At 54.3% G+C, this 2355-nt stretch carries 3 protein-coding genes; all 3 read right to left on the bottom strand.

From position 1 onward, the window contains the following. Nucleotides 1-218, bottom strand: a 218-nt coding sequence (locus GTF44_RS22040) for a hypothetical protein (protein ID WP_216365383.1), incomplete at its 3' end; no start/stop codon positions are given. 74 nt (nucleotides 219-292) lie between these two features. Continuing rightward, nucleotides 293-910 carry a hypothetical protein gene (locus GTF44_RS21885; RefSeq protein ID WP_171563560.1) on the bottom strand — a complete coding sequence of 206 codons (618 nt, stop codon included), beginning with the start codon at nucleotides 908-910 and terminating at the stop codon, nucleotides 293-295. A gap of 5 nt (nucleotides 911-915) precedes the next feature. Then, on the bottom strand, nucleotides 916-1689 hold the full coding sequence (locus GTF44_RS21880; protein WP_171563524.1) for a hypothetical protein: 774 nt from the start codon (nucleotides 1687-1689) through the stop codon (nucleotides 916-918). Between the last annotated feature and the right edge of the window lie 666 nt (nucleotides 1690-2355).

Here is a 2355-nt window from a genome sequence, read left to right as displayed (position 1 = left end):
TGCGGGTCGGCAATCATAAAGCTGCGCTCGATGGAAAGAGTGTTCTGGCGACGCAGGATATGGCGCCAGTTCGACGTGGTGATATTGGCGCTCTCGCGGAGACATGCATCGCACCGCTCGCGCGGCTCTGGCGATATCGGTCGCGGAACAGTCCAGAAATCCAGCGAGATCGGTTCATCCGGCGCTTCCGATGGCGATAAGAATGGCGCCTTAAGCACCTGTATTCTCTTCGCCAATCTCAGTAGCGCTGACCCACGCGCTCCATTGAACGGCCTATAAAAACCCAATGCCATCACGCCCTCGACGCCGACTTCTCGCGCCGGTCGGCGGGACGCGCATAAAGTCCAAGAATAGAAATGAAGATCACGATTTCCGTGCCAAGAAAGACGGCAGTGACGGCCCAAAACGATAGGCCGAAATACCAAGCCACAACTGCCGCCGCAGTCGCAGCCAGCCCTCCGAGAAACCCTGCGCCGATCCAGGGAGGGGGGCCGAAATCGTAATCTCTGTCTCTATCTATGAAAAAGCAGTTCCCATCCGATTGGCACCGATCCGCGTCAAGCGTGTAGGTCTCAACCCGGCTCTCCGCTTCGGTGCCGAACATCTCGGACAGCTCATTTGACGAACGCCAGTCAACACCAATCGTATGACCGACCGGATCAAGCATAAGTTCGAAGACTTCGCCGGTCTCCGGTTCTCGTGTCAGGATCGCACGCTCCTCGACATCGAAGAAGCCGTCTAGCACGACCTCTCGACCGCCAGCCATGGCCAAGACAAGGTCGGTGTCGTCGCGCCAAGTTCTAACCAGTTGATCAAGCTCAACAACCAACAGTGCCGCCGGCGCATGAAGTGGGACGGCCACATTCAGACGCGCATTGCCATTGTGAAAAGCTGCGGTACGAGACATCATTTTCCTTAGCTTCTGGTTGCAGATCGCTGTCTTCTTGCTCTGGGCCTTTGAAGACCAATTTGGGGGTCACAAAGAGCCCCTCCACCTGTCATGACCTGCTGCAGACTCCGATCTTCGAGACGGCGCTGCCAAAGAGCATTGTTTGTACGAGCTTCCGCGATGGCGGCCGCCATCCGGCCCCGCGCAACGGGCAGCCGAAGACTGGCATCGGCGATTGGCAACCGATCCACACCAAAATCATCTCGCCCGAAGCTCGACGAGAGGAGGATACTGGGTACGCGACAGACCTCCTCACGGAAGGCAATCAGATAATCGACAATCTCACCGAGCGATGCTTGCTTCTGCAGGAAATCCAAGTCGCGCACGAAAAGGGACCACGTCCCATCATCTGAATGCCGCAACAGAGATTTAGATGACGCATCAACGCCATTACAAAAATCGACGTCATATCCGCAATCCGAAAGGATCGTCGACAACCTGGTTGATGTCGCTGAAGATGGATCCGCGATGAACAAACACCGCCCCAATTGTGGCGCCGTACGACCTTGACCAACCCGCTGCCAAACCAAGAACTGATCTCGTTTCCTTGTCAAAAAATCCGTTACCGCCGACATGTCTGCACAAGACAAAGAAGGGCGCGAGACGGTGGCGCGATCCATAGAGTGCGCGCGCAGCGAAAAAACCAATTGCGCAAATAACCTAAGCCCAATGACCTCCGAAAAGTCTGGAAAAAGCCGGTCGACAAAGCCTCCAACCAAAGGTTCGTGCCGGGTAATCATCAACACGAATCCGCTAATGAAGAACGCTTCTCGAAAACAGCGTCAAGGTTCATAGCACCGTCGAGGGCGCTAAGATCTATGCACAGCAGCTTCCAACTTTCTCGAGCGTCAAGAATGATCGGCCTTGCACCTTGGAGGCTTTGAATACCTTCAATACTAAAGCCACGATCCGCGATTGAATCTCTTATGCCACGTGCGCGCCCTGTTTCGTCGGCAATACCACCAAAAACGTAACGGTTCACTGCTAAAATAGCTCTGCACCCGGCGAATAGCACCAAGCCAAGTCGCACTCGACCGGCAAATACACGAGACAATGCTGCCGGCAATAAAGGCAGAAGCCGCTCACTACTCGAGCAAGAGACAAGCGGGAAGCTCTCTTGCCAGCCTCTACCACCAGTCATTTTCGTCACATCTATTCAATGGCCTAGTGCACAAGCCTACCACCTGCGCCATCATGCTTTCTTCCATGACGCTGCTTGCCCCGTGTAGTTTTCATCGTCGAACACATCTCACAGCATCGCGCCAAAGCGCCAATTCTCTATTTCTATTCAACGATAGACACTAGCTATCCCCTCGGTGGCTAAATCTAGTTGGCGACTTCAAATTGAGCCGATTCTGTGGAAAAACAACGTGTTGCTGGTGCAGAGAGTTTTGCTCTGAACGAGA

The sequence above is a fragment of the Roseobacter sp. HKCCD6576-2 genome, from assembly GCF_013179285.1.
In the GTDB taxonomy this organism is placed as follows: domain Bacteria; phylum Pseudomonadota; class Alphaproteobacteria; order Rhodobacterales; family Rhodobacteraceae; genus Rhodophyticola; species Rhodophyticola oceani.
This window is presented reverse-complemented; position numbering and strand designations above follow the sequence as displayed.

Excerpts from the sequence above, each read along its gene's own strand:
- GTF44_RS21885 (WP_171563560.1), bottom strand. The coding sequence starts at position 910 with ATGATGTCTCGTACCGCAGCTTTTCACAATGGCAATGCGCGTCTGAAT.
- GTF44_RS21880 (WP_171563524.1), bottom strand. The coding sequence starts at position 1,689 with ATGATTACCCGGCACGAACCTTTGGTTGGAGGCTTTGTCGACCGGCTT.